Origin of the sequence: Streptomyces sp. NPDC028722, from assembly GCF_040637655.1 — a bacterium.
In the GTDB taxonomy this organism is placed as follows: Bacteria; Actinomycetota; Actinomycetes; order Streptomycetales; family Streptomycetaceae; genus Streptomyces.
In genome coordinates, this window is sequence record NZ_JBEZWU010000042.1 from 24,420 (window position 1) to 31,025 (window position 6,606).

The 6,606-nt window shown below is 70.4% G+C and carries 7 protein-coding genes and 1 pseudogene; 5 read left to right on the forward strand and 3 right to left on the reverse strand.

Annotated elements, in window-relative coordinates; genetic code table 11:
* Positions 1–4 precede the first annotated feature (4 nt).
* Positions 5–1,591, forward strand: a complete 1,587-nt coding sequence (locus tag AB0F03_RS35235) for an MFS transporter (RefSeq protein WP_361999888.1) — start codon at positions 5–7, stop codon at positions 1,589–1,591.
* 146 nt (positions 1,592–1,737) lie between these two features.
* Here the strand turns inward: AB0F03_RS35235 and AB0F03_RS35240 are convergent, their stop codons facing one another.
* The gene (locus AB0F03_RS35240) at positions 1,738–2,592 is read right to left on the reverse strand and encodes an alpha/beta fold hydrolase (RefSeq protein WP_361999890.1); all 855 of its coding nucleotides are present in this window, start codon (positions 2,590–2,592) and stop codon (positions 1,738–1,740) included.
* A gap of 414 nt (positions 2,593–3,006) precedes the next feature.
* On the opposite strand from AB0F03_RS35240, the gene AB0F03_RS35245 reads away from it, so the two are divergent.
* Positions 3,007–3,663: a maleylpyruvate isomerase N-terminal domain-containing protein gene (locus tag AB0F03_RS35245; RefSeq protein ID WP_361999893.1), complete on the forward strand. Its 657-nt coding sequence runs from the start codon at positions 3,007–3,009 to the stop codon at positions 3,661–3,663.
* Between the two features lie 311 nt (positions 3,664–3,974).
* Here the strand turns inward: AB0F03_RS35245 and AB0F03_RS35250 are convergent, their stop codons facing one another.
* The gene (locus AB0F03_RS35250) at positions 3,975–4,415 is read right to left on the reverse strand and encodes a hypothetical protein (protein ID WP_361999896.1); all 441 of its coding nucleotides are present in this window, start codon (positions 4,413–4,415) and stop codon (positions 3,975–3,977) included.
* A 77-nt stretch (positions 4,416–4,492) separates the two neighbouring features.
* Between AB0F03_RS35250 and AB0F03_RS35255 the strand changes: the two genes are divergently transcribed.
* From AB0F03_RS35255 to AB0F03_RS35265, 3 genes and pseudogenes are all read left to right on the forward strand, one after another.
* A complete protein-coding gene (locus AB0F03_RS35255) occupies positions 4,493–4,732 on the forward strand; it encodes a hypothetical protein (protein WP_361999899.1) in 240 nt (79 codons plus the stop codon).
* Between the two features lie 12 nt (positions 4,733–4,744).
* Entirely contained in the window at positions 4,745–5,101 is a 357-nt protein-coding gene (locus AB0F03_RS35260) for a hypothetical protein (RefSeq protein ID WP_361999901.1), read from the forward strand.
* A 394-nt stretch (positions 5,102–5,495) separates the two neighbouring features.
* Positions 5,496–5,597, forward strand: a pseudogene (locus AB0F03_RS35265) (fic family toxin-antitoxin system, toxin component); the annotation flags it as partial.
* Positions 5,598–6,016: 419 nt separating this feature from the next.
* Here the strand turns inward: AB0F03_RS35265 and coaD are convergent.
* Entirely contained in the window at positions 6,017–6,460 is a 444-nt protein-coding gene (gene coaD / locus AB0F03_RS35270) for a pantetheine-phosphate adenylyltransferase (RefSeq protein ID WP_361999904.1), read from the reverse strand.
* Positions 6,461–6,606 lie beyond the last annotated feature (146 nt).

Here is a 6,606-nt window from a genome sequence, read left to right on the forward strand (position 1 = left end):
ACGTATGGCTGTGCCCGAGCGGGACGTATCGGACGACGGACCCGACACCGCCGTCGGGCCTGCCCTACGGGTCGCCTCCCCCGCGGGGAAGTGGGTCCTGCTGACGACCGTCCTCGGGTCCAGCATGGCCCTGCTGGACTCGACGGTCGTCAACGTCGCCCTGCCGACCATCGGCCGTCACCTGGACGCGAGCCTCGCCGCGCTCCAGTGGACCGTCAACGGCTACATGCTCTCGCTGGCCGGGCTGATCCTGCTCGGCGGCTCGCTCGGCGACCGCTTCGGACGCCGGAGGATCTTCGTCGTCGGCGTGGTCTGGTTCGCCGCCGCGTCGCTGATGTGCGGGCTCGCGCCGAACGTCGGCATCCTCATCGCGGCCCGCGTGCTCCAGGGCGTCGGCGGGGCGCTGCTCACCCCCGGTTCCCTGGCGATCATCCAGGCCTCCTTCCACCCCGCCGACCGGGCCCGGGCCGTCGGCCTGTGGTCGGGCTTCGGGGGCGTCGGGGCCGCCGTCGGACCGTTCCTCGGCGGCTGGCTGGTGGACGGGCCGGGCTGGCGCTGGGTCTTCCTGCTGAACATCCCCGCCGCGCTGGTCTGCGTGCCCGTCGCCCTGCGGCACGTCCCGGAGTCCTCCGGCCCCTTCGACGCGAGCAACGCCGACAGCGGGCGAGCCGCGCCGCGGCGCCGCTTCGACGTCCTCGGGGCCGTCCTCGGCGCGGCGGCCCTCGCGCTGGTGACGTACGCCCTGATCGGGGCCCGGAGCAGCTCCGTGCCGGTGACGGCGGTCGCGGGTGTGGCGGCGGGCGTGGCCTTCGTGCGGGTCGAGCGCCGGCGGCCCGATCCGATGATGCCACCGGACATCTTCGCGTCGCGCCAGTTCACGGCTGTGAACCTGGTGACGCTGTGCGTCTACGCGGCTTTCGGCGGCTTCTTCTTCCTGACCGCGCTCCAGCTCCAGGTGGTGGCGGGCTACTCTGCGCTCCAAGCCGGTACGGCCCTGCTGCCGACCACGGCCCTGATGCTGCTGTTCTCCGCCCGCTCCGGCGAACTCGCCCAGCGGATCGGACCGCGCATCCCGCTCACGGTCGGCCCCCTGCTGTGCGCGACCGCCATGCTGCTGATGCTGCGCGTCGGCAAGGACGCCTCGTACGTCGCGGACGTGCTGCCCGCGCTGGTGGTGATGGGCCTCGGCATGGTCACCCTGGTCGCGCCGCTGACCGCGACCGTGCTGGCCTCGGTGGACACCGGGCGGGCCGGGCTGGCGAGTGGCATCAACAACGCGGCGGCCCGCGCCGCCGGTCTCATCGCCGTGGCCGCGCTGCCCGTGCTCACCGGGATGGGCTCGGAGGCGTACCGCTCGGCGGACGCCTTCGACGCCGCGTTCCGGCGGGCGATGCCGCTCTGCGCGGGCGTGCTGGTGGTCGGCGCGGTGCTCGCCTTCACGACGGTGCGCCGCCCCGCCCCGGACTGCCGGCGCCCGGAGTGCCGTACCCACGGCTCGGTCCTGGCGCCGCCGCTGGAACCCGGCCGCACCAGTCACGGCACCCTGGGCCCCACGGGCCCGGACACCCCCGGCGCGGGCCCGACACCCTGACCGCGTCCGGGTCCACGCGGGGCCCCTGACCGGGCCCCGCGCGGACAGGTGCCGCTGCCGCTCCGCCGGGCGGTGGACCGGGCTCGGTGACGGCAGCGCAATGCTGACCGTCAACGGCGTGCATGCCCCCGGCGCCTCCTGGGGTGTCAGCGCGCTGGGAGGTCTGTGAGCAGCTCGGCGGCGGGTTTCGGGTGGACGAGCCAGCGCAGGTGACTCCCCTCGAGTGTCCGGACGTCGAAGGGGTTGTCGGGTGTGAGCGCGTTGGCTTCGCGAATCATGCGGTCCTGCACGGCGAGCGGAACGCTGGCATCGGCGGCCAGGCGCACATAGGTCTTGGGAATCCGGCCCCAGGTCGTGGCCTGTGCCCGGTCGGCGGACGTACCGGCGTCGAGGTTCTCATCGGGCTGGAAGGTGTTCAGGAAGGTCCGGAACTCGTCATCGGTCAGGTCGGCGGCGAGCGCTCGCTTGAACGCCGCGAGCGCCGCCGGCTCAGCGGTGCGGAAGTTGGTCCGGAGCAGACCGAGTTCGGCCGGGTTCCCGACGAGCGTGGAAGCGAAGGCTCCCGCGTCGACGTCCGCCATCTCCGGCTGGGCGTAGTAGCCGCTCACGTCGAGATCGACGGGGCACCAGGCGGAGACGTAAACGATCCGGTCGATCAGCTCGGGCCGGGCGTTGGCGGCGGCGGTGGCCGTGATGCCGCCCCTGCTGTGGGCGACGAGGACGGTGGGCCCGTTCCTCTTGGCCCGTTCGAGGACTTCGATCACGCGGGCGGCGTTGTCGGCGAGCGTGACCCCCTCGATGCTTCCCGGTTCTGCGGCGAGTGCGTCGAGAAGCTGGGGAGCCTGGTAGGCCGCGGGAAAGGTCGCCTCGAACCCGTGCCCCGGAAGGTCGACCGCGGCCGAGCGGTGCCCGAGTAAGGCGAGCTCGGCCTGCAGCGGCGCGAACGAGAACGAATTTGCGAAGGCCCCATGAACAAAAACGAATGTCGGCAGATTCTGCATGCCTCAGCCTTCAACAGAACGCCCTTCGGGGGCAAGATCAAGAGTTCGAGGGGGCTGTCGTAGGTGCGGTGGCCCCGGCGGATGCCGTGGGAGTTGGTGAGGCGGACTCCCCGCACCACAACACCGCGAAGGGACCCCTGCCACGCCGCCAGGCAGGCGCGGCCTGTGTCTGTGTCTGTGCCTGTGTCACATCGTCCCCGGTCATGTGCGGCGCGTACGGAAGGTGAGGGTACGTGTGCCGACAGTTCGGGCCAGCCGCTGTGGCTGTTTGGTTGTAGGCCCACTGCCCCGACTCGAACCTGCTGCGGCCATTCCAAGTTGTCGGGATCGGCTGCCGCATCGACTCCTGCCGGGTTGCTGGGCCCGGTGATCAATAGAAGGAGTGGCGCCTTCCGGTCGCGGTACGGTCCTGCCATGTCCCGATCAGCCGATGTTGGCCTCTCCCCGCTCCCCGTTACTGCGGATGACCTTGACCTTGCTGTGCAGCTTGCCGTAGCAGTCCTTCGCAAGGCGCCACCGGCTGCTTGGGAAGGCAGGGCCGGTTCACTGGAATGGGACTGCTGGGAAACCGTCGAGCACCTCAGCGACGACCTCTTCGCCTACGCTACGCAACTGGGCCCCAAAGCGCCGCCCTTGGATGGCGAGGTGCCGTTCGTATGGGAGAGCCGACGGCCCGGCGGCCCGGCGAACGCTGTTCACGCGAACCGTGAGGCGGGGCCCGCAGGCTTGCTGCAGGTCCTGGAGGCAAGCGGCGCGCTGCTGGTCGCCATGGTGCGCACGACGCCTCCGCAGACCCGCGCTCACCACGTCTTCGGCGTTTCTGACCCCGAGGGCTTCGCCGCGATGGGGATCGTGGAGACCCTGGTGCACACACACGACCTGACCCAAGGGCTGGATCTCGCGTGGAGCCCGCCTGCCGATCTGTGCTCGAGAGTGCTCGCTCGGCTGTTTCCGGGCGTACCGTCGTCCACGGATCCCTGGCCCACCCTCTTGTGGGCCACCGGACGTGCCGAACTCCCCGGACACCCTCGCCTGACCACATGGCGCTGGGACGGCACGCCCCGGGCATAGAGTCAGGCGTCTCCGCGGCAAGGAGGGGGTGTCAGTGCAGCGGTGAGTGTGGCCTGCTGGTGCGAGTCCGATCATGCGACACACGACGTCGATGCCATCGAACTTGCCGCCGACACGGGTACTTCGATTGGCCAGGCATTCGAAGCCGGACCGAGCGATCGCTTGACCGGTTGGCGGACCATCGTGATGCGGACTACTGGTGATCGAGCGGATCCACCCAGCCGTCGGGAACGCTTAGAACAGCGGGCCGCTGGCGTTGTTGATCAAGGGGCCGTCGGACCAGGGGCTCGCCTCCTCCTCGTCATCGGGACTCAAGTTGCGGTAGCACCGGGGAAAGTGCCCGGCTTGCGGATGAGGGCCTCGAGGTAGTGGTCTAGATCCAGGCGGCAGCCGCCCTTCGCGATCAGCTGCTCGTGCCGGGCGACTTCCACGTTCCGGTCATGGACCACCAGGTGAGAGGTGTGCAGCACGACCCGGACGCGCTTTGCGATCAGCCGGACCGGCACCGAGTAGCGGTTCGTGCGGACCGCGATCTGGCTGTAGCGGTCGACCCGCGGAGTGAGGAGCCGGCCCGTCTCGAACGGCTCCGCCGGCAGCGGCATCAGCAGCGGCCGCTCGACCGCGAAGTACTCGTCGATGGTCCGCGGCCGCGAACCGATCCGGCGCCATCCGTCGTGCAGACCCCTTTCCTGAACCCACGGAAGATCGGGATTGAGAGCTTCTACTGCCGGCCGGGCATGGAGGGCGCCCACGAGAAGGGTGGGGTGGAAGGGCAGATCGGCTACTGTCCGGCAGCACCAGCGCACCGTCGAGCGGTACGTGAAGAACCGTGAAGAACCAGATCAAAACCCCCCGCACGGAACTTGCCGACCGGCTCGAACGCGAGGTCCGCGCCCGCCGGCAGCCGCAGTTCAGGGCCAGGGCAAAGAAGACCGCGGCCACCACCGGCGGCATCATGATCGATGTCCAGGGCCGCTTCGACTGCACCACCCCCGGCAGCACCGAGGACGCCCGCGTACGCCACCTCACCCTCCGGAGCAGGCATCAGCGCAGCCGCTTGCCGAGCTAGGGTCTGTTCTTCATGACCGACCACCATCTGTACGGCACCAGCACTCATACGACCGACGAGCTGGCCCGGCTCGTCGGTGACCGCCTCGGCCTGGTCTTCATCGAGCGCGAGAGCGACTACCGGGGCATCTACCACCTCGCAGCCACCCGCGACAGGCGGATCGAGATCCAGCCCAACCCGATCCCCGGCGAAGACGGCGGCGGGGACGACCTCTACGCCCCTGATCACCCCGCGGCCCAGGCACTCCTGATGACCATGACCCCTGCGCCCGACCCCACTCTGCAGGCCCGCCTGCGCGCCGTCGAAGGACTCCACCACCTCAGCCGCACAGACAACGCGACGGGCGATGGGCGTCAGCGGCGCCGGTGATGAGGAGCAGGCGGGCACCCTCCAGGGCTGCAGGGGTGCGTCAGCACCGGCGGTGCGGATGTTTGCCCTGGCTGCCCAGGCGAGGGCCGCACCATGATGAGGGCCCAGCTCCATCCCGGGGCGGGTCGGGGCTCTTGAGCGTGCGGCGGTCCCGGAGGCATTGCAGGAAGGCACCGGGATGAGCCGTGGCAGCAGAGGCGATCACGGACGGTGCCGCTGCCGGTGAACTGACCGCGTCACTGATCAACCGGGCCGCGGACCGCTACGCTCTGACGGCCGCACGTGTGCTGCGGCTGTGGACGTGCCGCAACTCCCCCGCCCGGCTGGACGGCGGCGGCGTGCGGGCCGATGCGGCCTGCCGCGCTGACAGCGGGCGTGCGACCGGCACGGGCGGTGGCTGCCCAAGGCCGCCGTCGTGCTGGTGCGCGACATCGCTGACGGGACGCTGGGGGTTGCCCGCATCGCCCGCCAGCTCCGCGAGTGGACCGCCGCCTGAGACGAGACGCTCCACACACTGCGCGCGGGCCCGCTCAAGGACCCGCAACGCCATCGCGTTGACCCGGTGCCAGTCGCCGCCGTGGTACCAGCAGCAGGTACGAGCCGTGTGGCGCGGCAGGAGCTGACGTGCCCAGCGCCGCCACGCGGGCACCCCGGCCGGCATGCATGCCGGCTCGCGGAACGGGCGCGGCCGGGCGACGCGGGCCACCGCGAACTCGGCGAACACCAGCCGCGCTTCCGGTTCGGCGGGGCGCGGCACGTAGCCGGGGCCGCGGTCCGTGGCGACGGTTGCGCCGACCAGGTCCCGCAGCTCCTCGTCGGTGATCAACGACCAGCGCGGACCGTGCGGCCGGTAGCGGTCGGCGCTGGCGAACGCCACGCGCCTAAAGCGGATCTCCGGGCAGGAGCGCTCCGGGGTCAGTAGGTCAGGGCGCCACTCGTTTCAGCGCCCGGGGCATCGGCCATCGCGGTGACGAGGGTGGAGGAGACGTGGGCCAGGGCGGGGTCCGCAGCGATGAAGAACGTTTCGACTCCGGCCAGCTCGTGGTTCATGCGGGCCATCGGCATCTCGTAGTCCAGGTCGGTCACGCCGCGGACTCCGCGGATGACGACGTCGATTCCGACTCGGCGGCAGTAGTCGACCAACAGGCCACCGGTGTGGGAGTCGACCGTGACGTTGCTCAAGCCCGTTGCTGCCGCGCGGAGCCGGTCCAGCCGTTCCGTGACGGGCAAGCGGCCACTCTTGTTCGAATTGAACATCACGCACACGACGACCTCGTCGAACAGGAGGGCAGCGCGCCGGAGTACGTCCTGGTGCCCTTGAGTGACCGGGTCGAAGGATCCTGGGAAGAGGGCTCGCATGACCGGAAAGAGTAACAAGCGGCCCCCAGTAGTGAAATGCCAGGACGGCTAAGACCGTGTCCTACATGGTCAGTTTGAGGAGGCGTTTGTAGCAGCACAGGGCGGCGGCGAGTCCGAGGAAGGCCAGGTAGTTGCCTGGTTTCCGT